At 71.6% G+C, this 22068-nt stretch carries 19 protein-coding genes; 11 read left to right on the top strand and 8 right to left on the bottom strand.

Translation table 11 applies throughout. From position 1 onward, the window contains the following. Positions 1–21 precede the first annotated feature (21 nt). A complete protein-coding gene (locus ACZ4AA_RS16150) occupies positions 22–528 on the bottom strand; it encodes a hypothetical protein (RefSeq protein WP_467601584.1) in 507 nt (168 codons plus the stop codon). 205 nt (positions 529–733) lie between these two features. Here ACZ4AA_RS16150 and ACZ4AA_RS16145 point away from each other — a divergent pair, with 205 nt between their 5' ends. The 5 genes from ACZ4AA_RS16145 to ACZ4AA_RS16125 all read left to right on the top strand — a co-directional run bounded on the left by ACZ4AA_RS16145 (position 734) and on the right by ACZ4AA_RS16125 (position 7150). Beyond that, on the top strand, positions 734–3064 hold the full coding sequence (locus ACZ4AA_RS16145) for an NACHT domain-containing protein (RefSeq protein ID WP_467601582.1): 2331 nt from the start codon (positions 734–736) through the stop codon (positions 3062–3064). Between the two features lie 169 nt (positions 3065–3233). After that, on the top strand, positions 3234–3749 hold the full coding sequence (locus ACZ4AA_RS16140) for a SigE family RNA polymerase sigma factor (protein WP_467601580.1): 516 nt from the start codon (positions 3234–3236) through the stop codon (positions 3747–3749). Between the two features lie 8 nt (positions 3750–3757). Then, a complete protein-coding gene (locus ACZ4AA_RS16135) occupies positions 3758–4285 on the top strand; it encodes a hypothetical protein (protein WP_467601578.1) in 528 nt (175 codons plus the stop codon). A gap of 280 nt (positions 4286–4565) precedes the next feature. Then, complete coding sequence (locus ACZ4AA_RS16130; RefSeq protein ID WP_467602463.1) at positions 4566–5792, top strand: bifunctional glycosyltransferase family 2/GtrA family protein; 1227 nt, start codon at positions 4566–4568, stop codon at positions 5790–5792. Between the two features lie 176 nt (positions 5793–5968). Beyond that, the gene (locus tag ACZ4AA_RS16125) at positions 5969–7150 is read left to right on the top strand and encodes a hypothetical protein (protein WP_467602461.1); all 1182 of its coding nucleotides are present in this window, start codon (positions 5969–5971) and stop codon (positions 7148–7150) included. 67 nt (positions 7151–7217) lie between these two features. Here the strand turns inward: ACZ4AA_RS16125 and ACZ4AA_RS16120 are convergent, their stop codons facing one another. From ACZ4AA_RS16120 to ACZ4AA_RS16110, 3 genes are all read right to left on the bottom strand, one after another. Beyond that, positions 7218–7535: an antibiotic biosynthesis monooxygenase family protein gene (locus tag ACZ4AA_RS16120; RefSeq protein ID WP_467601576.1), complete on the bottom strand. Its 318-nt coding sequence runs from the start codon at positions 7533–7535 to the stop codon at positions 7218–7220. 77 nt (positions 7536–7612) lie between these two features. Continuing rightward, positions 7613–8611 (bottom strand): type I glyceraldehyde-3-phosphate dehydrogenase, encoded by a 999-nt coding sequence (gene gap, locus ACZ4AA_RS16115; protein WP_467601574.1) that lies wholly within the window; start codon positions 8609–8611, stop codon positions 7613–7615. Between the two features lie 117 nt (positions 8612–8728). Continuing rightward, the gene (locus ACZ4AA_RS16110; protein WP_467601572.1) at positions 8729–9685 is read right to left on the bottom strand and encodes a GlxA family transcriptional regulator; all 957 of its coding nucleotides are present in this window, start codon (positions 9683–9685) and stop codon (positions 8729–8731) included. Between the two features lie 332 nt (positions 9686–10017). On the opposite strand from ACZ4AA_RS16110, the gene ACZ4AA_RS16105 reads away from it, so the two are divergent. The 3 genes from ACZ4AA_RS16105 (at position 10018) to ACZ4AA_RS16095 (ending at position 13418) form a co-directional block, all read left to right on the top strand. After that, positions 10018–11190 (top strand): amidase domain-containing protein, encoded by a 1173-nt coding sequence (locus ACZ4AA_RS16105; protein WP_467601570.1) that lies wholly within the window; start codon positions 10018–10020, stop codon positions 11188–11190. A 132-nt stretch (positions 11191–11322) separates the two neighbouring features. Next, positions 11323–12498 (top strand): epoxide hydrolase family protein, encoded by a 1176-nt coding sequence (locus ACZ4AA_RS16100; RefSeq protein ID WP_467601568.1) that lies wholly within the window; start codon positions 11323–11325, stop codon positions 12496–12498. Positions 12499–12935: 437 nt separating this feature from the next. After that, on the top strand, positions 12936–13418 hold the full coding sequence (locus ACZ4AA_RS16095) for a potassium channel family protein (protein WP_467601566.1): 483 nt from the start codon (positions 12936–12938) through the stop codon (positions 13416–13418). A 36-nt stretch (positions 13419–13454) separates the two neighbouring features. On the opposite strand, the gene ACZ4AA_RS16090 is transcribed toward ACZ4AA_RS16095, so the two are convergent. Both ACZ4AA_RS16090 and ACZ4AA_RS16085 read right to left on the bottom strand, forming a co-directional pair. Beyond that, positions 13455–13781, bottom strand: coding sequence for a carboxymuconolactone decarboxylase (locus tag ACZ4AA_RS16090; RefSeq protein ID WP_467601564.1), 327 nt, complete (start codon positions 13779–13781; stop codon positions 13455–13457). Between the two features lie 383 nt (positions 13782–14164). After that, entirely contained in the window at positions 14165–16552 is a 2388-nt protein-coding gene (locus tag ACZ4AA_RS16085; protein ID WP_467601562.1) for an ATP-binding cassette domain-containing protein, read from the bottom strand. 239 nt (positions 16553–16791) lie between these two features. Between ACZ4AA_RS16085 and nhaA the strand changes: the two genes are divergently transcribed. After that, a complete protein-coding gene (gene nhaA / locus ACZ4AA_RS16080; RefSeq protein ID WP_467602459.1) occupies positions 16792–18693 on the top strand; it encodes a Na+/H+ antiporter NhaA in 1902 nt (633 codons plus the stop codon). Between the two features lie 2 nt (positions 18694–18695). Here nhaA and ACZ4AA_RS16075 read toward each other — a convergent pair whose 3' ends face one another. Continuing rightward, positions 18696–19607, bottom strand: coding sequence for a GlxA family transcriptional regulator (locus ACZ4AA_RS16075; RefSeq protein ID WP_467601560.1), 912 nt, complete (start codon positions 19605–19607; stop codon positions 18696–18698). 10 nt (positions 19608–19617) lie between these two features. Next, a complete protein-coding gene (locus ACZ4AA_RS16070; protein WP_467601558.1) occupies positions 19618–20217 on the bottom strand; it encodes a cysteine hydrolase family protein in 600 nt (199 codons plus the stop codon). Between the two features lie 436 nt (positions 20218–20653). On the opposite strand from ACZ4AA_RS16070, the gene ACZ4AA_RS16065 reads away from it, so the two are divergent. Next, positions 20654–21106 carry a phospholipase gene (locus ACZ4AA_RS16065; protein WP_467601556.1) on the top strand — a complete coding sequence of 151 codons (453 nt, stop codon included), beginning with the start codon at positions 20654–20656 and terminating at the stop codon, positions 21104–21106. A gap of 445 nt (positions 21107–21551) precedes the next feature. Further along, the gene (locus ACZ4AA_RS16060) at positions 21552–22055 is read left to right on the top strand and encodes a three-helix bundle dimerization domain-containing protein (protein ID WP_467601554.1); all 504 of its coding nucleotides are present in this window, start codon (positions 21552–21554) and stop codon (positions 22053–22055) included. The last annotated feature ends 13 nt before the right edge of the window (positions 22056–22068 follow it).

Here is a 22068-nt window from a genome sequence, read left to right as displayed (position 1 = left end):
AACGCGGCCAGGCGGGGGACCTCACGTCTGCCCCGGGCCGGAACCCGGGGCCGGGCGACCGCTCTCCTCGCCCGGCATCGGTGCTCCGTCGCCGAAGCGGTTGTGCGACGCGTTCGGTCCTGCCACCCGGTTGCGCTCTCCTTCCACCCGCACATCGCCGTCGGACGCCGTTTCACCCGTCGGCCCCGCCGAGGGGACCGGCGGGGCGGGCGGTGCCGGCACGGGCTCCGTCGGAGGCAGGCGATCGCCGAAGTCGTTCCCGTGCGCTCCCGCTCCGGCCACGCGGTTGTGATGGCCCGTCACCGTCGTGCGGGCCGTCCTCCCGCTTCCTGCGATCCGGCGATGCGCCGCCGTACCGGCAGCGGTCGCCAGCACGGTGGCGAATCCGATGCAAAGAGCCCAGCGGTTTCCGTCCCCCACGGGGTGACCGACCCACCCGCACACGGCCCAGGCGGCGCCGAGTCCCGCCAGGAAGGCCACCGCGCCGACACCGATGTCGCGGGCCATGCCCCACCTCTCGTCCGCCACTCGACCTCCCCTTCCGTCCTGCTCCACACGGCCGTTCATCAGTGTGCTGACCCGGAGACCCGATACGCCGGGAAAGTCGTAAAGGATCACGGCCCGTAGGCAAGCTCAGGCGTTTTCCGACCACGCGGGCCACCGGCACCGTAGGCTGCCGGTCATCGCTCGGGGCGGCGGCGCCGAGCCGGTTCCGAGGCAGAAGTGAGACCCGATGACAGGTCTGCTGGACCCGGACCGGGACGATGCCGAGGCCGAGGCCGAGGCCGACAGAGACTCCACGCGCGCGGACGGTGACCACAACGCGGTCGCGGGGAGTCACGCGCACCACAATGCGCTCGGTCCTGGCTCCTCGGTTCGGCACACCGAGTACAGACTCTTCTCGTTCGCAACGGCTCCAAGAGGCCGCCGGGACACGGTCGTCCCCTTCCTCTTCTTCGTCAGCCTGGTTCTGACGGTCTGTCTCCTGGCCATGCTCTTCATGAAAGGTTCCGACCGGACCGCCTTTTTGATCGTGTGCGGTGCGGTACTCGTGTCAGGGACGGCAGCTGTCGTCTGGAGACGGCACACCGACGAAGGCGAGGAACCGGCCATGATGCACGCGGACAGAGAAGCTGCGGCGCGCCGTGGCCTGCTCGACACGACGGAGCGCCTCTGGGTGCGCGACGCTCTTGAGGAATCACTGGCGTCAGCGGTGCGGCTGGAGGTCGGCCTCGGAGAGCAACTCGGGGTGGTCAAGGACCCCTTCGGGGCAGCGACGGCCCTGGCGTTGGTCGACGGCGCGGAACTGCCCGCAGGCACGCGTCTGCGAGAGGTCACCGGGGGCGAGGTCGGTGCTCGCCTGCTGGTGCTCGGCAGCCCCGGGGCGGGAAAGACCACTCATCTGCTGGAACTCGCGGCGGACCAGGTGAACGCCGCGCGCCAAGACCTCCGAATACCCGCCCCACTCGTGCTGTTGATGTCCACCTGGGTGGACGGCCCCGACGGACTGGCCGGTTGGATCGCGGCGGAGACACGTCAGCGCTACCTCGTCGACACGGCCCACACATTGGCCTGGCTGGCCTCCGGTTCGGTCATGCTGCTGCTCGACGGTCTCGACGAGGTCGACGAGACCCTGAGGGACCGCTGCCTCGAAGTCATCGAGGAATTCTGCACCGATCCGGCATACCGGGACGCCGGTCTCGTGCTCACCAGCCGCACCCAGGAATTCGACGAGCTGCGACAGCGCTTGTCGGTATCTCGCGCCGTACGCGTCCTGCCCTTGGACGGCGAGCAGATAGCCCGCACCCTGGCGAACGGAGGACCGGGACTCGCCGCGCTGCGCCAGGCGGTGGCGGAGGTCCCCGCCGTGCGCGAACTCCTGACCACACCGCTCATGCTCGACATCGCCGTCCTGGCGTTCGCCCGTCTCGAACCGGGGACGCACCTCCCGACGGGTGACTACCGCCAGACACTGTTCGGGCTCTACGTCCACCAGATGCTCTACCGGGTCCGCGCCCTCAGGAGTTCCGCGGACGGCGCGACGGTCACCGCGACATTGAAACCCGCGGACATCTACCACCACCTGGTGTGGCTGGCCCGCCTCATGTCACGGCAGGGACAGACCATCTTCTACCCCGATCTGATGACGCCGGCCTGGCTTCCCGACCGCCGTTCCTCCTGGTCCGTCTCCAAGCGCCGCGGGCCGCTCGGCTGGATCGCCCGCAAGGTCGGCTGGGACCACACCAGCACCGGGCTGGTCGGCGGGAGGCTGGCGGCGGTGGCCGGTGCCCTGTCGGCCGCGCCACTCGGGGCGTTGGTCCGCGGAACCCGAGGCGCGGTCACCGCCGCCCTGGGCGGCTCTCTGCTGCTGGGTTGCGGGGTAGCGCTGACCTTCGGGGTCCTGTTCGTGTTTCGCTCGTCGGTCGTCGAGAGATTCGCCAGACCTGTCGTCGGCCACGACACGTACAACATCTACGCGGCGACCAGTTGGACCTGGTCAGGCGCCTCGGCCCTCCGCGGACTGGTCACGTGGGCCATCTTCGGCGCTCTCGTGTCCGGGGGGCTGTTCCTCGCCGGCGCGTCGGCCGGTGCCGCTCTCGCCGTGGCGGCGGTCCTCGGCTGCGGCGGCGTTCTGGCCGGAGGAAGCGCACCTGATCACGAGAAGCCGCCGACAGTCCGGGGCGGCGCCCTGGCGGCATCCCGTCAGCGGCTCAACGGGCTGCTGCTCGCGCTCATCGTTCTGGTGCTCCTCGCGACCATCGTCACCATGCTGCTGGACGGCCCGTGGGTGGCACTTCTGGCCGCGTTGCCCACGACCATGGCCTTCATGGTGACCGCCGGCCCCGGACGAGCATGGCTGCGCCACAGGGCCGCCTACTTCGGCGCGGAGGCCTCCGGTCTGTTCCCCGCAGACCTGTCACGACTGCTGGGGGCCGCCGAGGACCGGGTGCTGCTGCGCCGGGTGGGCGGGGGCTACATGTTCCTCCACCGAGACCTCCAGGAGTATCTGGAGAGGTGCCGACCGGATCAGCCGGCGGCCTCATTGCTGGGGACGAGCGGGTAGCGATCGGCGGGGCGGCCCACGCACGGCGGGCTTCGAGGTCCTGCCGCGACGAGGGGCGATCGCCACGCCCCGCCCGCGTGACCCAGATCACGTGACACAAGTGCATAGTGAGGCGCCCCCCGACGTCTTTCCCCAGGTGTACGAGCCGGCAAGTGCGGGGACGGTGCGGATGGGACAGACAAGAGCCGAGGGGACCGGCGGCTTCGACGTGTTCGTCGCGGCCCGCTGGTCGGCGTTGTTCCACCTCGCCCGCCTGCTCTGCGCCGGCGACCGGCACCGCGCCGAGGATCTGCTCCAGGAGGCCTTGGTCAAACTGTGGTTCGTCTGGCCGAAGGTGGCCGACGAGGCGCCCGAGGCGTACGTACGGAAGGTCATGGCCCGCGCCGCGGCCCGCTCCGCGCGGCGGCGATGGTGGGGCGAACGGCCCGTGGAGGCACTGCCGGATCTCGCGCACACCGGCGACGAGTCCGCGGCCGTCGTGGAACGTTCGCGCCTGGAGGCGGCCCTCGCCCAACTGCCGCCCAGGCAGCGGGCGGCCGTAGTGCTGCGCTACTACCAGGACCTGCCCGAACGACAGGTCGCGGAGGTCCTGGGCTGCCCGCTGGGCACCGCCCGTTCCCACGCGTCACGCGGTGTGGCGCGGCTGCGCCAGATCCTGGCGGATGTCATCGAGCCGGTGGGGTGAAGGGAAGAATGGACCACTTCGAGCGGGAGCTGGCGCGGATGATGCGCGACTCCCAGGAACACACCCCCTTCGAGCCGGCGCGGCAGAACAGCCTCCGGGCCGGTGTGCGCACGCGCCGCAGGATCCGCTCGGCCCAGAAGGCCGCGAGCTGCGTCCTGGCCGCGGCCGGGATCAGCGTCGCGCTGTTCCTGATGCCGCACGCCCCGGACCGCGACCGCCCCCTGGGTCCCGTGCCCCGGCCCGCGGTCAGCCCCACCTCCCCGGACGCCACCCTGTCCCCGACCCCGTCCTCGGGCGGGAGCCCTACCGAGTCGGCCACCTCCACGGCCGGGAGCACCGCAGGGACCTCCGGGCCGCCCGACACGCCCAGCGCGACGGGGAGTTCGAGCATCTCCCCCACCGGCCCCGGGGGCCCCGGGACGGCGACGACCAGCGCGCCCGCCACAGGCCCCGCGACGCCGAGCGGGACCCCGACGACCTCGCCGCCGCCGTCAGGACCCGAATCCTCCTCGTCGGCCGCGGCCAACACCGGATAGGCCCGGCGCCCGGCACGAGCACCACCGGGCACCACCCCTGTCCGTACGACACGCACATCCCCACCCAGTCGGCGCGGTTCGGCCGTGAGCGTCTTCGGCCTGCCCCGCGACAGGGAACAGAACAGGACACACCATGATGAAATCATTTCCGTCCGCCCCCACGGACTTCGGGAGTCTCGCGGACCTGGAGGACTTCGAGGGACACGACAGGCAGCCCCCGCCGGAACGCACACCCGGCGAGCCCCCGCGCCCGGAAGGACTCCCCGCACGCCACGTGCCCGTGGACCGTCTGCCCGCTCGGCTTCCCCTGCCCGCGGACCACACGGAACCCGTCCTGGACGTGGTCGTCCCCGTGTTCAACGAGGAGACGGACCTGGAGCCGAGCGTGCGTCGGCTGCACGCCCATCTGCGCGAGACGTTCCCGTACCCGTTCCGCATCACCGTCGCCGACAACGCCAGCACCGACGCCACCCCGCGCATCGCCGCCCGGCTGGCCGCCGACCTGCCCGAGGCGCGATGGATACGCCTCGAGGAGAAGGGCCGCGGCCGGGCACTGCGCACCGCGTGGTCGGAGTCCAAGGCGCCGGTGCTCGCGTATCTGGACGTCGACCTGTCCACGGAGCTGAACGCACTCCTGCCGCTCGTCGCCCCGCTCATCTCCGGGCACTCCGACATCGCCATCGGCACCCGGCTGGCCCGTGGCTCCCGGGTGACCCGCGGACCCCGGCGCGAGATCATCTCCCGTTGCTACAACGCCCTGTTGAGGTCCACCCTCGCGGTCGGCTTCTCCGACGCGCAGTGCGGCTTCAAGGCCGTCCGGCGCGATGTGGCCGAGCAACTGCTGCCCCTGGTGGAGGACTCGGGCTGGTTCTTCGACACCGAACTGCTGGTGATCGCCGAACGCGCCGGGCTGCGGATCCACGAAGTGCCGGTCGACTGGGTGGACGACCCCGACAGCCGGGTCGACCTGGTCTCCACCGCCGTCGCCGATCTGCGGGGCATCGCGAGGATCGGCCGCGCGCTGGCCCGCGGCACACTGCCCACGGCACGGCTCGGACACGCCACCGGGAGCGCGCCGCAGGCCTCCCTGACGGCTCAACTGCTGCGGTTCGGCGCCGTGGGCGCGCTCAGCACGATCGGATACGTCCTCCTGTACGCGCAGTTGCGCCCGCTGACGGGGCCTCAGGCCGCCAACGCCTGGGCGCTGCTCGTGTGCGCGCTCGCCAACACGGCCACCAACCGTCGGCTCACGTTCGGGCTGCGCGGCCGGGGCGGCGCGCTGCGTCACCAGACCAAGGGGCTGGCCGTGTTCGGCCTCGGCCTCGCGCTCACCAGCGGCGCGCTGACCGCGCTGCACCACTGGACGCGCTCGCCCGGACGCGCCACCGAGATCATGGTCCTCGTCGCCGCCGGTCTGGCGGCCACCGTGCTGCGCTTCCTGCTCCTGCGCACCTGGGTGTTCACCACCGGGACCCGGACCGGCGACACGGGAGGCGGGGAACGATGAACGAGCCCGGTCTCGCGGTCGCTTCGGCCCGCCAGGACAACAGGCCCCGGAACAGCGTCCGTTGGCCCACGGCCACCCTGCCCGAAAGCACCGTGCCGGACGGCGACCGTACTTGGCGCCGACGGCTGCGCGGGGCGGCGGGGCGGCACGGTCCCGTCCTCGCCCTCTACGGGACGATGAAGCTCACCGGCTTCTGCGTCTTCATCTGCCTGCTGGACTCCTCCGGTGACTTCCGCCGGAAGAACCCCCGCTTCGGAGGGGGTGCCCACGTCTGGGACGTCCTGGCCACCTGGGACGGCTGGTGGTACCAGCAGATCGCCGCGCACGGCTACCACCCCGCCCTCGTACCGGTGCGCGGTGCCACCGGCCTGATCACCCTGGAGGGCAACTCCGCCGCGTTCTTCCCGCTGTACCCCGCCCTGATGCGTCTGGTCTCCTCCTGCACCGGGCTCGGGCTGCTCGGCGCGGGCCTCGTGGTCTCCGTCGTCGCCTCGTTCGTCGCCGCGCTGGGCATCCGCGCCGTGACCGCCCTGATCAGCGGCCGGCGCGCCGGGCTGGCAGCCGCCGGGCTGTGGGCCGTGTGGCCGGGGTCCGGTGTCGAGTGGTCGGGCTACTCGGAGTCCCTCTACGTCGCTCTCGCCGCCTGGACCTGTTACGCCGTCATGCGCCGGAACTGGCTCACCGCGGGGCTGCTGACCTGCGCCGCCGGCCTGACCCGGCCCACGGCCACCGCGCTGATCGCGGCCCTCACCCTGGCGGCGTTCCTGGACCTGGTCCGGCAGTGGCGCACGGCGCGCGGCCACAGGGGCTCCCCCGCCCCGCGACCGGCAGGCGACCTGGACGCGGTCCTGCGCCCCGTCGCGGCCGTGCTGATCGCCCCTGTCGGTCTGGCGGGCTACCTCGGCTGGGTCGGCCACCGCATGGGCGACTACGGCGGGTACTTCACGCTCCAGGACAAGGCATGGGCCCACTCGTTCGACGGGGGCCGGCACACCGTCGACGTGTTCACGTCCCTCATGGTCGGCCACTACGACTATCTCTTCGCCTTCCCCCACGAAGACCTCATCGCCGCCGGCACCGTCCTGCTGGCCCTGATCAGCCTGCCCCTGCTGTTCCGGCTGCGCCCGCCACCGGTGCTGACCGTCAGCACCCTGCTGACCATCGCGCTCGTCCTGGGCAGCCAACAGATCTTCGGCAACGTGTCCCGCTACCTGCTGCCGGCCTTCCCCCTGCTGATCCCCTTCGCCACCGCCATGCGCCGGCTCAGCACCCCGGTCCTGTGCACGGTCCTGACCGTCGCGGCCCTCGCCTCCGGCTCCTACGCCGGATACGTCCTGTTCGAGGTCGGCGTCCCCTGACGGAACCCGACGCAACCCGCCCCGCACCAAACGCAGGGTGCGGGGCGGGTGTTGTTCCCGGCGGGTGTCACGCCTTCTTCGGCGCCGCCTGCTGCACGACCTCGAACGACCAGACCGAGGATCCACTGGCAGCGGGCTTCGGACGATCGCCGCCCCCCTGGTGGGCCGACTTCATCGGGCCCTCCATCCACGCCTGGAACGACTCCTCGTCACGCCAGCGCGTGTACACCAGATAGTCGTCGGTCCCCTCGACGGGGCGGAGAAGCTCGAACCACTCGAAGCCGTCCGAACTCTCCACGGCACCGGCACGCGAGGCGAAGCGCTTCTCGAGGGTCTCCCGCTGTTCGGCGGGCACGGTCAGGACATTGATCTTGACTACGCTCATGAGTCCATCCTGCCGCACCGCCGTCCACGCGGACCTCAGGGCCCAGGACTCAGAGCCAAGGACGCAGAGCTCAAGCCTCAGCCGGCGGTCAGGAGCTGGAGGGTGTCGATGACGCGGTTGGAGAAGCCCCACTCGTTGTCGTACCAGGCGACGACCTTGATGTGGCGGCCGTCGACCCGGGTGAGGGCCGAGTCGAAGATCGACGAGGCCGGGTTTCCCGTGATGTCGGAGGAGACGAGCGCGTCCTCCGAGTATTCGAGGACGCCCGCGAGCGGGCCCTCGGCCGCGGCGCGGTAGGCCGCGAGGACCTCGTCGCGGGTCACGTCGCGGGCGACGGTGGTGTTGAGCTCGACGATCGAGCCCACCGGGACCGGCACCCGGATCGAGTCGCCCGACAGCTTGCCATCGAGGTTCGGCAGCACCAGGCCGATGGCCTTGGCGGCGCCGGTCGTGGTCGGCACGATGTTGACGGCGGCGGCACGGGCCCGGCGGGCGTCGCGGTGCGGGCCGTCCTGGAGGTTCTGTTCCTGGGTGTAGGCGTGGACCGTCGTCATGAAGCCGTGCTCGATGCCGGCGAGCTCGTCCAGCACCGCGGCCAGCGGGGCGAGCGCGTTGGTCGTGCACGACGCGTTCGAGACGATCGTGTGCAGGGCCGGGTCGTAGGCGTCGTTGTTGACACCGAAGGCCAGCGTCACGTCGGCGCCGTCCGCCGGGGCACTGACGAGCACCTTGCGCGCACCCGCGTCGAGGTGCGCTCCGGCCGCCTTGGCCGAGGTGAAGCGACCGGTGGCCTCCAGCACGACGTCCACGGCGAGCTCGGCCCAGGGCAGCTGCCCCGGTTCACGTTCGGCGAGCACCTTGATGCGCCTGCCGTCCACGACCAGGGTGTCCCCGTCGACGGTCACAGGGCGGCCGAGCCGGCCGGAGGTCGAGTCGTAGGCGAGCAGCCGGGCGAGGGCGGCGGGCTCGGTCAAGTCGTTCACCGCGACGACCTCGAGGTCCGTGTCGCGTTCCAGCAGGGCGCGCAGGACGTTGCGTCCGATGCGGCCAAATCCATTGATGGCGATACGTGTCATGAGTGGTGTCCCTTCGGCTCCCTCCCAGACTCGCGCGCGGTGCCGGGCGGTGACAGCGGCGAGATCGCCATGGTCCGCAAGGATCGCGCCAGTCGCTCTCGGGCCGTGTGGGGCCCTCTATTCGCCCTGGGTGAAGGTGCGCCGGTACTCGCTCGGGGAGGTGCCGAGGATGCGGTGGAAGTGCAGCCGCAGGTTGGCGCCGGTGCCGAGGCCCACGCCCGCGGCGATCTGCTCGACGCTCCACTGCGAGCGCTCCAGGAGCTCGCGGGCCATGTCGATACGGGCCCGCATGACCCACTGCATCGGCGTGTACCCGGTGTCCTCCGCGAAGCGCCGGGAGAAGGTGCGCGGCGAGACGGCCGCGTGCTGGGCGAGTGCTTCCAGGGAGAGGGGTTCGCCGAGCCGGTGCAGGGCCCACTCGCGGGTGGCGGCGAACCGCTCGCCCAGTGGTTCGGGCACGCTGCGCGGCACGTACTGCGCCTGGCCGCCGCTGCGGTAGGGGGCCGCGACCAGGCGGCGGGCCGCGTGGTTGGACGCGGCCACGCCGAGGTCGCCGCGCAGGATGTGGAGGCACAGGTCGATGCCGGAGGCGGCTCCGGCCGAGGTCAGCACACTGCCCTCGTCGACGAACAGGACGTTCTCGTCGACGTCGACGAGCGGGTGCTTCGCCGCGAGCGCCCGGGTGTAGTGCCAGTGCGTGGTGGCGCGCTTGCCGTCGAGCAGTCCCGTGGCGGCGAGCGCGAACGCGCCCGTGGAGATGGCCGCGAGCCGGGCGCCCCGCTCATGGGCCGCGATCAGTTCGTCGACGACGGCGGGCGGCGGGTCCTCACGGTCCGGGGACCGGTAGCCGGGGACGAAGACGAGTTCGGCCCGGGCGAGTTGTTCGAGGCCGTGGGCGACGTGGTACGACAGTCCGTCGCCGCCGGTGACCAGGCCGGGTTCCGCGCCGCACACCCTGACCTCGTACGGCATGCTCGCCCGGGTGGTGAACACCTGTGCGGCGATGCCGACATCGAGGGGTTTGGCGCCTTCGAGCACGAGAACGGCGACGCGGCGCAGGGGAGATGGCGGCACGGTTCCGAGGGTACGCGGGTGAGCGGGCCATGATCATTCGACGTGCTCGCGCGGGCACCCGGACAGAGCGGTCCGGCCGGGAGCCCCTGCTCCAGTACGCCCTCCCCCAGCGGCATATGACGCTCTGGCACCGAAATCGGTGGATGTCCCTTCCGGCGGCCCTGCGGTCCTCGGCCCACCGGCCGCCGCCGGGGACCGCCGGCCGGAGCGCGGAGCTGCGGCGTTCGGCCGCCGTGCCTCGATACCGCTTCGGCAACCCCCTTCACAAGGGACACACACGTCGTGCGAGGATGCGGCTCCGGTATCGAATACCGGTGTAGAGGGGATCCCCATTGAAATCAAGGAAACTGAGCCGTAAGCGGCAACGCGCGACCATAGTCGGGGCGGCGGCCGCCTCGGTCGTCGCCGGCGCAGCCCTGCTGCCCAACTGGTCCGCGGGCGCGGCGAGTGTCACCGCCGACCCGCAGGTGGACGCGTCCACGAGGGCGACCTTCCAGAAGCTGGCGGACGCGGTCTTCACCGACCGTACCGACGCCCTGGTGGGCAGCGACGCAACGAAGCAGAAGACGTCTCGGTTCTCCGGCGACGTACGCCTGTCCTCGACCCAGTCGCGTGCCGAGAAGTCCGCGCTGGCGAAGCTGGAGAGCCGCAAGGCCCGCCTGGCGGAGCTCGGCGAGAAGTACCGTTCGGGCAACACCACGGTGTCGCTGGACCGTACGCGGGTGAAGGGCCGTCAGGCCACGGTCGACGTCACCGAGACGACGACGCTGGCCTACGACAAGGCCACGGGCTCGGAGCCGAAGACCACCGGCTTCGAGGCGCACCACACTCTGACGTTCAAGGCCGACCGCAAGGGCGACTGGCAGCTCACGGGGGTCCATGACACGGACGCCGGGGTCGCGGTCAACCAGGTCCAGGCCGCGCCGTCCGTCGTCACGCCGATGACCGGTGACAGCACGCCGCCCTCGGCGACCCGTGCCGCCATCACGCAGCCGGCGCCGGCGAAGCCGAAGAACTTCTCGGCGACCGGCTACGACTACAAGGCGATGGCCGCGTACGCCGCGAAGTACTGGAAGACGTACAACCCGGCGTACCCGGACTTCAACGGGGAGGGCGCCGGCGGAGACTGCACGAACTTCGTCAGCCAGACCCTGAAGGCCGGCGGCTGGAAGCACGTTCCCGGTGACGGGACCGACTTCCACAAGTGGTTCGGCAACTCCGAGATCCAGTCGGACTCGTTCGTCGGTGTCAACGAGTTCTCGTGGTTCGCGCTGTCGTCGAAGCGGGTCACCAGCCTCGCGAACGTCTATCAGGCCGACGTCGGTGACGTCATCCAGATGGACTTCAACAAGGACGGGTCCAAGGACCACACGATGATCGTCACGTACCGCAGCCCGCAGGGTGTGCCGTACGTGTCGTACCACTCGACCAACACCTACAACCGGTCGCTGGCGAGCATCATCGCGTCGTACCCGAACGCCGCGTACTACGCCTACCGCACCTGAGCGGACGCGTTCCCCGGGCGGGAGTCGGGCACCCTGTGCCGGGCTCCCGCCCTTCGACGTCGCGGCCCCGCGAGCGGCCACGGCGCGAGCCGGTGGCGCCGATCCGCCCGGCGCGCTCTCTAGGATGCGGGCATGGCCGATGTCCCGCCGTGTCCTGTGCCGTTCACCGCGCGCACCGATCCGTCCGCGCTCGACGATCTCCGCTCCCGGCTGCGCAGGACGCGCTGGCCGGACGCCCCCGAGGACGCCGGGTGGTCGCTGGGGACCGACCTCGGCTATCTGCGCGAGCTCGTCGCGTACTGGGCCGACGGATTCGACTGGCCGGCCCGGGAGGCGGAGCTCGCCCGGCTCCCCCGCTTCCGTGTCCGGCTCGGCGGTCTGGGCATCCACTTCGTGCACGCCAGGGCCGTCGCGCCGACCGGGCCCGTGCTGCCGCTGGTGCTCAGCCACGGGTGGCCGGACTCGTTCTGGCGGTACACGAAGGTGATCCCGCTGCTGACCGATCCGGGCGCGCACGGCGGTGATCCCGCCGACGCCTTCGATGTCGTCGTGCCCGACATGCCCGGCTACGGACACTCCGACCGCCCAGCGGGCGAGCCGCTCGACTCGATCGCCGTGGCCGGCCTCTGGGCCGAGCTCATGCGGGTGCTCGGGTACGAGCGGTTCGGCGCGGCCGGCGGTGACATCGGCAGCCACGTCAGCCGCTATCTCGCGCTGGACCATCCCGACCACGTGGTGGCCGTCCACCGCATGGACGGGGGTCTGCCCGTGTTCACCGGGGACCCGGCCGACCTCACTCCCGAGGAGCGCGCGTGGAGGGAGCGCGCGGTGTCCTGGGGTGCCACCGAGGGCGCGTACGCCGCGATGCACCGCACCAAGCCGCAGACCGCCGCCGTGGGCCTGACCGATTCACCGGCCGCGCTCGCGGCCTGGATCGTGGAGAAGCTCCGGGCCTGGAGCGACTGCGGCGGGGACGTCGAACGGGCCTTCACGAAGGACGAGATCCTCACGAACGTGACGCTCTACTGGCTCACGGGGACGATCGGCTCCTCGATGCGCATGTATCGGGCGAACGGAGCGATCCCTCCCGCGCAACTGGCCCGCCGGGTCGAGGTGCCCTCCGGATTCTCGCTGTTCCCGGCCGACTTGGTGCGTCCGCCGAGGGCGTGGCTCGAACGCACGACGAACCTCGCCCACGTCTCCGAGCCGCCCCGCGGCGGACACTTCGCCCCGTTCGAGGAGCCCGGGATCTACGCGGAGGAACTGCGGGCGTTCTTCCGGCCGTACCGGTCGGCGGGGGCGAACTGACGCCGTTCCCGGCGAAGGGAGCGGCTACCCCGGTGTGTCCGTGCCGCGCGGCCCTCGTGCGCCCTGGCTACGCCCCGCGGGAGGGCGCAAGGCGGCGGGCGACTGGGGCGGCTGCCACGCCGACGGGCTTCCCGTAGGCGGGACGCGAGGACGTGCGCGGTGAGCTCCGGGAGGCGCGGGAGCGGGCCGCCGCGCGGTGACGCCGGTGCGGCGGTGCGGGCGAGGGGCCGAGACGAGGGCTCCGCCATTCCGGTGACCACGTGGTGCGCCTGCGGCGTGGAGCCCGAGGCTCCGGCGAGGCTGGGTCCACGAGTCGGCACGGTCGCTCGGGCGGTGGCGGACGGCAGCGGGGCGAAACGGTGGTCAGGAGTTTCTGGAGGAACCATCGCGAGGCGATCCGCTCCACCCTGCGATCGCTTCTGACCTCGGCCGTTCTCGTGACGCTCTACTACCTGCTCCCGCTGGACAAGCCCTTCACGCCGACCACCGTCGTCTCTCTCGTCGGCGGCATCGCGGCGGTGGCTCTGCTGCTGGCCTGGCAGATCAGGGAGATCACCCGCGCGCCGCGGCCCGAACTGCGGGCCATGGAGGCCCTGGCGACCAGCGCACCGCTGTACATGCTCCTGTTCGCGACGGCCTACTACGTGATGGAACGCAGCGCGCCGGGCAGCTTCAGCGAGACACTGACGCGCACCGACGCCCTGTACTTCACCGTGACGGTCTTCAGCACGGTCGGCTTCGGGGACATCACCGCGCGCAGTGAGACGGCCCGGGTGGTGGTGACAGGGCAGATGGCGGTGAACGTGCTGCTGATCGGCGTGGCCGCCCGGCTCCTGGTGTCGGCGGTCCAGCAGGGCAGACAGCAGCGGAGCGGGTCGGAGCCCGGCGCTCGGGGCGACGGGCTCCCGTTCGAGCGGTGATCCGGAGGGCCGGGCGGCACGGAGAGCGAGTAAGGCCTAGCCCTGACCTTCGAGCTCCTGCTCGGCGACCGCGATCGCGACGCCGAACGCCGTGGCGATGTGGCCGGCCGCCGTCATCACCCGGGCCGTGCCGACGATGGGCGCGATGGCCACCAGGACGTCCTGCACCTGAGCCATGGTCAGGTCGGCCTTGATGGCGGGGTCGATGTGCGCGAGGTAGGAGATGGGGGGCGCGTCGGAGGCCGCGAGCGCGGCGATGCGCGTGAGGAGGAGCTGGTCCGGGGGCAGTTCGCACCGCTCGACGGAGTCGACGGTCATGGCGGCGATGGTGTCGAGAACAGGGGTGTCGGATGCTGTGGTCATGATGGCCGGCCTCCTGATGCGGTGACGGGGCGCCGAGGGCGGAGGAAGTCGCTGTCCGCGGACGCCACTGTGTGCGTCAACCGTAGGTGCGATCCGCAGCGGGCGCGCGCGGAGCCGCTGGGGGGGCGGGCCTGCCCGTACGGGGCCCGACCGCCGCCGGGGACGAGCGTGCCGGCCTCCGGTCCCGACGTCCGCCGGGAACCGCCCCAGCCCGCTGCCGGGGGCAGGTGTGTCGGCCTCCGGTCCCCGACTGCCGCCGGGGACGGGCGTGCCCGCGGCCGGGAGCGGCCCCGATCGGTGCCGGAAGCCGCCCCCCTCCCGCCCTCGGGGGCGGCTCCCCGTCACTGCCGGAAGCCGCCCCCGTGTCACGCGATCCGATCCGGTCAGGCGCCGACGTACGTGGCCAGGTGTTCGCCGGTGAGGGTGGAGCGGGCGGCGATCAGGTCCGCCGGGGTGCCCTCGAACACGAGCCGCCCGCCGTCGTGGCCGGCTCCCGGGCCGAGGTCGATGATCCAGTCGGCGTGGGCCATGACCGCCTGGTGGTGCTCGACGACGATGACGGACTTGCCCGAGTCGACGAGCCGGTCGAGGAGCCCGAGCAGCTGCTCGACGTCGGCGAGGTGCAGTCCGGTGGTCGGCTCGTCGAGGACGTACACGCCGCCCTTGTCGCCCATGTGCGTGGCGAGCTTGAGCCGCTGGCGCTCGCCGCCGGACAGCGTGGTGAGGGGCTGTCCGAGGGTGAGATAGCCGAGTCCGACGTCGGCGAGCCGCGCGAGGATCCGCTGCGCGGCCGGCGTGTGCGCCTCACCGGCGCCGAAGAACTCCCCGGCCTCGTCCACCGACATCGCCAGGACCTCGCTGATGTCACGGCCGCCGAGGTGGTACTCAAGGACGGAGGCGTCGAACCGCTTGCCCTCGCAGTCCTCGCAGGTGGTGGCGACACCGGCCATCGTGGCGAGGTCCGTGTAGATGACGCCGGCGCCGTTGCAAGTGGGGCAGGCACCCTCGGAGTTGGCGCTGAACAGGGCCGGCTTGACGTCGTTGGCCTTGGCGAAGGCCTTGCGGATCGGGTCGAGCAGACCGGTGTACGTCGCCGGGTTGCTGCGCCGCGAACCGCGGATCGGGGCCTGGTCGACCGACACCACGCCCTCGTCGGTGGGGATCGACCCGTGGACCAGCGAGCTCTTCCCGGAGCCCGCGACACCGGTGACGACGACCAGCACCCCGAGCGGGATGTCGACGTCCACGTCCCGCAGGTTGTTCGCCGACGCGCCGCGGATCTCCAGCGTGCCGGTGGGCTCGCGCGGGGTCTCCTTGACCTTGGCCCGGTCGTCGAAGTGACGGCCGGTGACGGTGTCGCCCTTGCGCAGTTCCTCGACCGTGCCCTCGAAGCAGACGGAGCCGCCGCCCGTACCGGCGCCGGGGCCGAGATCGACGACATGGTCGGCGATCACGATGGTCTCGGGCTTGTGCTCCACGACCAGCACGGTGTTGCCCTTGTCCCGCAGTCGCAGCAGCAGGTCGTTCATCCGCTGGATGTCGTGCGGGTGCAGTCCGGCCGTGGGCTCGTCGAAGACGTAGGTGACGTCGGTGAGCGAGGAGCCGAGGTGCCGGATCATCTTGACGCGCTGTGCCTCGCCGCCGGAGAGCGTGCCCGCAGGGCGGTCCAGGGCGAGGTAGCCGAGGCCGATCTCCACGAACGATTCGAGGGTCTGCCGGAGCGCGGCGAGCAGCGGCGCGACGGAGGGCTCGTCGAGGCCGCCGACCCATGCGGCCAGGTCGCTGATCTGCATCGCGCAGGCGTCGGCGATGCTGACGCGCTCGATCTTCGACGCACGGGCGCCCTCGCTGAGCCGGGTGCCCTCGCACTCGGGGCAGGCGGCGAAGGTGACGGCCCGGTCCACGAACGCCCGGATGTGCGGCTGCATCGCCTCCTTGTCCTTGGAGAGCATCGACTTCTGGATCCGCGGGACGAGTCCCTCGTACGTCATGTTGATGCCCGCGATCTTCATGCGGGTCGGCTCGTGATGGAGGAAGTCGTGGAGCTCCCTCTTGGTGTACTTGCGGATCGGCTTGTCCGGGTCGACGAAGCCGGACTCCTTGTAGAGCCGCATGTTCCAGCCGTCCGAGCCGTACCCGGGGATGGTGATCGCGCCGTCGTTGAGGGACTTGGAGTCGTCGTAGAGCTGGGTGAGGTCGATGTCGGAGACCGCGCCGCGGCCCTCGCAGCGCGGACACATGCCGCCGGTGCGGTTGAAGGTCGCCTTCACCGCCTTCTTGGCGCCGCGCTCCACGGTGATGGCCCCGCTCGCGCTGACCGAGGGGACGTTGAACGCGTACGCGCTGGGCGGCCCGATGTGCGGCTTGCCGAGGCGGCTGAACAGGATGCGCAGCATGGCGTTGGCGTCGGTGGCCGTTCCCACGGTGGAGCGGGGGTCGGCGCCCATCCGCTGCTGGTCGACGATGATCGCGGTGGTCAGGCCCTCCAGGACGTCGACCTCGGGCCGCGAGAGCGTGGGCATGAACCCCTGCACGAAGCTGCTGTACGTCTCGTTGATCAGCCTTTGCGACTCGGCGGCGATCGTGTTGAACACCAACGAGCTCTTGCCCGAGCCGGAGACCCCGGTGAACACCGTCAGCCGGCGCTTGGGGATCTCGATGCTGACGTCCTTGAGATTGTTCTCGCGCGCGCCGAGCACCCGGATCAGATCGTGGCTGTCGGCACCATGCGGCGCGGACGGCCGCGGGTCCGTCCTCGTGGCCTTGCTCATCGTGTCTCCATCTGTCGGGCGGAGCCGCCTTCGCGGACCCCGCCGGCATCGCCTCCCCCGATCCAACCAGCTTCGCGCGGCGCGCCGGGGGCGTCTTGCGCCACGCTAGGCGAGTCAGGGCCGTCGGCGCTTCTCACATCCTGACCGGTCCGGGTGCCCGTTTGCCGCGCCGGCGGCCGGCAGCGGGCCGCGGTCGCGTGGGGAAGTGCCGGGTCCGGGGCGAGAATCGGAGAGTGACCATGTCTTCCGACGCCTCGCCCATGTCCGGCAGTACCCAGTGCGGCAACCGCGCCCGCAGTCCGTTGAACGCGTTCCTGCGGACGGAGACGGGCAGCGCCGCCGTGCTGCTGGCCGCCGCGCTGCTGGCGCTGGCCTGGGCGAACATCGGCCCCGGCACGTACGAGAAGGTGTGGAGCACCGAGCTGTCGATCCGGGTCGGGTCGGGCGGGGTGTCGATGGACCTGCGCGCGTGGGTGAACAGCGGACTGATGACCCTGTTCTTCTTCGTCGTCGGTCTGGAGGCGCGGCGCGAGTTCGATCTGGGCGAGCTGCGGGAGCGGCGCCGGGTCACCCTGCCGCTGCTGGCGGGACTGTGCGGCATGGTCGTCCCCGTCGTCGTGTACCTGGCCATCACCGGGGGTCACGGCTCGGCGGCGCACGGCTGGGGTGCCGCCATGTCGACGGACACCGCGTTCGCCCTGGGCATGCTCGCCGTCTTCGGCTCGCGGCTGCCCGGGAGCCTGCGGGTCTTCATGCTCACCATCGCCGTCGTGGACGACTTCCTGGCCCTGGCCGTCGTCGTCTTCGCCTACAGCGGCACCATCGAACTGCCCGCGCTGCTGACGGCGCTCGCCCTGTTCGTGGTCGTCCTGCTGCTGCGGCGCACGATCGGCGCGCGGGTTCCGTCCCTGTACGGAGTGCTGGGCGTGGCGATCTGGGTGGCTCTCCTGAAGTCGGGCGTCGACCCCGTGGTGACGGGCCTGGCGATGGGCATGCTGACGTACGCGTACGCGGCCGAGCGCAGCGATCTGGAGCACGCCAGCCGGCTGTTCCGGCGTTTTCGCGAGCAGCCGACGCCGGAGCTGGAGCGCACGGTGCGGCGCGGTCTCGCCTCGACGCTCTCGCCGAACGAACGGCTCCAGCGGATGTTCCATCCCTGGACCAGTTATGTGATCGTGCCGCTGTTCGCGCTGGCCAACGCCGGTATCACGCTGAGCGCCGGTCAGCTGGCCGACGCGTTCACCTCCCCCGTCACGCTCGGCATCCTCTTCGGCTATCTGCTCGGCAAGCCCGTCGGCGTCATCGGCGGCACCTGGCTGACCACGCGCGCGGGCCGAGGGCGGCTGCACCCGCCGGTGGGCTGGGGTGCCATCACCGCGGGCGGCACGCTGGCCGGGGTGGGGTTCACGGTGGCGCTGCTGATCGCGTCGCTGGCCTTCGACGGCGCCCGGCTGGCGCAGGCGAAGATCGGGATTCTGGCGGCGGTCGCGGGTTCGTTCCTGCTCACCTGGGTCGTCACGCTGGTGATCGGTGCTCTGTCCGGGCGCTCCCGCGCGCTGGCGCTTCTCGGCACCGGCCGGGCGATCGTCGATCTGAGCGAACCCGTCGACGTGGAACACGACCATGTGCGCGGGCCGCTCGACGCGCCGGTGACCCTCGTGGAGTACGGGGACTTCGAGTGTCCGTACTGCGGTCTGGCCGAGTCCGTGGTCCGTGCACTGCTCGCCGACTTCGGTGACGTCCGCTATGTGTGGCGCCATCTGCCGCTCACCGATGTGCACCCCAACGCCCAGCTCGCCGCGCAGGCGGCCGAGGCCGCGGCCCGGCAGGACCGCTACTGGGAGATGCACGACCTGCTCATGGGGCACCAGGGCGACCTGGGGCCGAAGGACCTGTTCCGGTACGCGGACCGGCTCGGCCTGGACAGCGGCCGTTTCCGCGAGGACCTGCGGGGCGGGGCGGGCGCGGCCCGGATCGCCCGGGACGTCGAGTCGGCGGACCTCAGCGGCGTCTCGGGCACGCCGACGTTCTTCGTCGACGGCCGGCGTCACTACGGCGCGTACGACATCGCCTCGCTGACGGCGGCCGTGCGCGCCGCGCGCCAGCGGTCGACGCTCACGGGGGCCGGACAGGAGTCCTGAGGTCAGGCCGCGCGTGCTCGCAGGCGGCGCAGCATGCGGGCGTCCTCGAAGCCCACCGCGCGGGCGGCGGCGTCGACGGTGACCCCGTGGCTGATGAGGTGCTCGGCGCGCTCCAGACGCAGGGCCTGCTGGTAGCGCAGCGGGGTGAGACCGCCGGTCGCGCGGGCGAAGAGCCGGGTGAGGGTGCGTTCGCTGACGCCCACGGCGGCGGCGAGTTCGGGCAGGGGCACCGGGTGGTCGAAGCGGGCGTCGAGCAGGTCCTGGGCGCGGTGCACGGTGTCGTCCAGGTGGGACCGGTGCCGGAGCATCGTGCTGGCCTGGGATTCGTGGCCGTTGCGCCGTGCGTAGACCACCATGTCCCGGGCGACCTGGGCGGCCACGGCCGGGCCGTGCCGGGTGGCGATCAGGTGCAGGGCCAGGTCGATCCCGCTGGCGATGCCCGCCGAGGTGACCACCCGGTCGTCCTGCGTGTAAAGGACGTCGCGGATCACGGTCGCCTTCGGGTGGCGGCGGGCGAGTTCGTCCTGGACGTCGTGGTGGGTGGTGCACCGGCGGCCGTCGAGCAGCCCGGCGCGGCCGAGCGCGTCGGCTCCCGCGCAGACGCTGGCGACGGTGCCGCCCCGGGTGTGGTGCTCCCGCAGGATCCGCAGGCTCTCCTCGTCTATGGGAGGGCCGCCGCCGAGGGTGGGCGCGCGCCAGCCGGGCACGACGATCAGGTCCTCGGGGACGAGCTCGGGCCAGTCGGTCCGGGCCAGCAGGGGCAGCCCCTGGGCGGTGGTGATCCGTGGCTGCTCGGCGACGTAGTCGAGGGTGTAGGGGTGCCCGAAGTCGGTGGCCGTGGAGAAGACCTGCGCGGGGCCGGCCAGGTCCAGCAGATGGACTCCGGGCACCAGGAAGAAGACGATGTGGCTCACGATCCGGTCATCATGCCCGAGAGGCGGCGGAGGTCTCCAGCTCTTCGACGGTGGCGATGGTGGCGAAGCGTCCGGCCAGGGCGTATTCGGTGCGCCTGATGATGTCCTCGGTGCTCAGGGTGCGGGGGTCGGCCAGCAGTTCCGCCACGCTCTGTCCGGCGGGGGCGTCGCGGTGCGGGACGGGGTTGGTGGCGGTGGCGTCGGTGACGAAGGTGACCTGGTAGCCGAGGTCGCTCGCGAGCCGGGTGGTGGTCTCGACGCACTGCTCGGTGCGGATCCCGCAGACCGTGAGTTCGCGGACTCCGCGTTCGGTGAGGAGCTGCTGGAGGTTGGTGGTGGTGAAGGCGTTGTGCGAGGTCTTGTGGATCAGCGGTTCCCCGTCCTGGCGCGTGAGCTCGTCCATCAGCCGGACATGGCCGAGGGCGGGGTCGAAGACGCCGCCGCTGCCGGGCTCCGAGTGCAGGACCCACACCACCGTGTCCCCGGCCCGGCGGGCGAGCGCGACGAGCCGGTCCACCTGGTGGCTGATCTTCGGGTCGGAGATGGTCTCCCACAGGGGGTGGGCGCGGAAGGATTCCTGGACGTCGATGACGATCAGTGCTCGGGTCATGCCTCCACTCTGACCGGCGCCCACACCGTCGGGACAGACCTCATCGGGTCCGGGAGCGGACCGATCCGGTCACCCGGTCAAGCCCTCTCGGCGAGGCGGCGCAGCGCCCATGTCCTGTCGGCCGGACAGCGCACCGCCGATGTCACGTACCGCACTCCGTTCCGGCGCCCGACGGCGGACGGCGGACGGCAGACGGCAGACGGCGGACATGGGGGCGCCGCGCACACACGTACAGGGACCCGCGGACGAGAACAGGTGAACAGATCCAGCCATAGTCGGCCATGGTGGTCGCGGGCGTGAAACATGAAGCCCCAAGTCCCGCGAGTTAATTGATTGTTGAGGTCCAGACTCTAGGCAAGAGGGGTCGTCATGCCGATCATCTTTGTCATGAACCTGCTGCCCGATGGGCGGGTCGCAGCCTCATGGAGGTGTTGGGATGCACCGAAGACTCGCCACCGGCCTCGCCGCCTCGGCCATGGCCCTCGTCGCCGTCACGGCGACCGCTACAGCCGCTAGCGCCGCCCCCGCCGACAAGCCCCAAGTCCTGTCCAACTGGACGCAGACCAGCGCGTCCAGCTACAACACCTGGGTGGCCGCCCGCGCCAACCAGGCCGCCTGGTCAGCGTATGCGTTCGACTGGTCCACCGACTACTGCTCCGACTCGCCGGACAACCCGTTCGGCTTCCCCTTCGCCACCTCGTGCGCCCGGCACGACTTCGGCTATCGCAACTACAAGGCCGCCGGCACCTTCAGTGCCAACAAACCGCGCCTCGACAGCATGCTCTATGCGGACCTGGAGCGGGTCTGCGCCAACTACAGCGGCGTTTCGAAGACGACGTGCGACAGCACCGCGTGGACCTACTACCAGGCGGTCAAGGCCCTCGGCTGACCCCCTGCCCCCGCACAGGCAACACCCCTCATGGCATGTGCACTTGATGACCTATGTCTACCCGCGTCACTGATGTGATTCGAGCCAACCCGTCTGCACCGAGCATCATGCGACCCGCGCCACCCGCCCCGCCTCCCTCGGCCATACCCCCGATCCCGTGCCGTCCGCGTCCGTCGGACGACTCGGGCGCGGATCACGGCCGTGGGCAGGGGTCGGGTGGCGCGGGCGGTCACGCCCCACCCGACCCTGCGGGTTCGAGAGCCGTGAGACCGCGGGCCGGGGCGGATCGTCCGTGAGGCGGTTTCGACCGACCGGACCCAGAATGAGTGGGACGGCCTCGTAACCCGGCCGTCGAGCCGTCTCGGGGCAGCCGGATCGTGACCGTGGGCCAAGCGGTCCTCGCCCCTTGAGGCTCGGGACTTGCGAGCGCGCGGGTGGTCGAACGATGAAGACGGACGAGCCGGCAGCCACGGCCGACGAGAGCGGAGCAGCCCGCGGGGCCGGTCACGCCCCCGCCCCGCAGACGCGGACCGGTCCCCCGGCCGCGCCGACGGCTCCCGAGGACGTCCGTCACGACGAGGCGGTCGCCCTCCACCGGCTGGCCACCCGGCTGAAGGCCGCGTACCCCTCGGTCGACCCCTCCGTCGTGGACCAGGTGGTCGCCACGGCCCGCGGCTCCTTCCGGCAGGCGAAGGTGCAGACGTACGTCCCGATCCTGGTCGAGCGCAGGGTCCGCGCGCTGCTCTCCGGCCTCGTAGGGGAAGGGACCGCACCCGCGCCCATGACCCCGGGCGAGACGGGAATCGGGGAGACGAGAGCGGCGGGGACGGTGGAGCGGTCCGCCGAGCGCCCGCGGCGCTCTCCCCTGCTGGGCCGCCTGCTCCCCGCCAGACTCCGGCCGGCACCCGCCTCCGCGTCCGACCTGGGCGGTGTCGGTGAGGGCCCATGACCACGCGGTGCGC

The organism is Streptomyces sp. NPDC024698 (genome assembly GCF_055559015.1).
Note: the sequence above shows the minus strand (reverse complement) of the source record. Positions and strands in the feature narration are given on the sequence as shown.

Excerpts from the sequence above, each read along its gene's own strand:
- ACZ4AA_RS16145 (WP_467601582.1), top strand. The coding sequence starts at position 734 with ATGACAGGTCTGCTGGACCCGGACCGGGACGATGCCGAGGCCGAGGCC.
- ACZ4AA_RS16140 (WP_467601580.1), top strand. The coding sequence starts at position 3,234 with ATGGGACAGACAAGAGCCGAGGGGACCGGCGGCTTCGACGTGTTCGTC.
- ACZ4AA_RS16135 (WP_467601578.1), top strand. The coding sequence starts at position 3,758 with ATGGACCACTTCGAGCGGGAGCTGGCGCGGATGATGCGCGACTCCCAG.
- ACZ4AA_RS16125 (WP_467602461.1), top strand. The coding sequence starts at position 5,969 with ATGAAGCTCACCGGCTTCTGCGTCTTCATCTGCCTGCTGGACTCCTCC.
- ACZ4AA_RS16120 (WP_467601576.1), bottom strand. The coding sequence starts at position 7,535 with ATGAGCGTAGTCAAGATCAATGTCCTGACCGTGCCCGCCGAACAGCGG.
- gap (WP_467601574.1), bottom strand. The coding sequence starts at position 8,611 with ATGACACGTATCGCCATCAATGGATTTGGCCGCATCGGACGCAACGTC.
- ACZ4AA_RS16100 (WP_467601568.1), top strand. The coding sequence starts at position 11,323 with ATGGCCGATGTCCCGCCGTGTCCTGTGCCGTTCACCGCGCGCACCGAT.
- ACZ4AA_RS16090 (WP_467601564.1), bottom strand. The coding sequence starts at position 13,781 with ATGACCACAGCATCCGACACCCCTGTTCTCGACACCATCGCCGCCATG.
- ACZ4AA_RS16085 (WP_467601562.1), bottom strand. The coding sequence starts at position 16,552 with ATGAGCAAGGCCACGAGGACGGACCCGCGGCCGTCCGCGCCGCATGGT.
- nhaA (WP_467602459.1), top strand. The coding sequence starts at position 16,792 with ATGTCTTCCGACGCCTCGCCCATGTCCGGCAGTACCCAGTGCGGCAAC.
- ACZ4AA_RS16070 (WP_467601558.1), bottom strand. The coding sequence starts at position 20,217 with ATGACCCGAGCACTGATCGTCATCGACGTCCAGGAATCCTTCCGCGCC.
- ACZ4AA_RS16065 (WP_467601556.1), top strand. The coding sequence starts at position 20,654 with ATGCACCGAAGACTCGCCACCGGCCTCGCCGCCTCGGCCATGGCCCTC.
- ACZ4AA_RS16060 (WP_467601554.1), top strand. The coding sequence starts at position 21,552 with ATGAAGACGGACGAGCCGGCAGCCACGGCCGACGAGAGCGGAGCAGCC.